At 72.4% G+C, this 644-nt stretch carries 1 protein-coding gene; it reads right to left on the bottom strand.

Annotated elements, in window-relative coordinates:
- The coding region (locus tag AC5RUJ_RS17905) for a phytoene desaturase family protein (protein WP_494156472.1) at positions 1 to 644 on the bottom strand (644 nt) is incomplete at both ends.

Here is a 644-nt window from a genome sequence, read left to right on the forward strand (position 1 = left end):
GGCGTCCCGGCCGAGCACAAATAGACGCCGTGCAGCGGGGTCTGCCAGGGCCTCCGGCTCAGCACCGGACGCGCCGCGAGCTGCGGCAGGCTGACGGCCCCGGTGCCGAAGTCGCCGCCGACGTAGTTGGGATTGTAGGCCTCGTAGTCGGCCGCGGACATGCTGGCCGAATCCACCACCAGGTCGGTGAAGCCGGGGGCGGCGCGTTCCAGCGCAGCGGTGATGACCGGCTCCATGTCCCGGGTGGAACCGCCCGGGACATGGCAATAGGTCCAGAGCACGTGCCGCCCGGCGGGCGCCCGGGACGGATCGACCACGGCGGGCTGCGCCGTCAGGATCACCGGGTCTTCCGAGTGCCGGCCGCGGGCAATGTCCCGTTCCGAGGCTGCCATCTGTTCCCGTGTGCCACCCAGATGAACGGTGCCGGCCAGGCGCAGGTCCGGATGGGCCCACGGAACCGGTCCGGACAGGATGTAGTCGACCTTGGCCGCGCCCGGTCCGTAGCGGAAGCGCTGCAGGGCGCGCGCATAGCGGGACGGGAGCCGGCCACCGGCCAGCCGCAGGAGTTCCGTGGGCGAGGTATCCAGCATCACCGCCTCGGCGTCGGTCAGCTCGGCGAGCGACGCGACCCGGTGCCCGGTCTC

It is taken from the genome of Arthrobacter sp. Y3223164 (assembly GCF_059091005.1).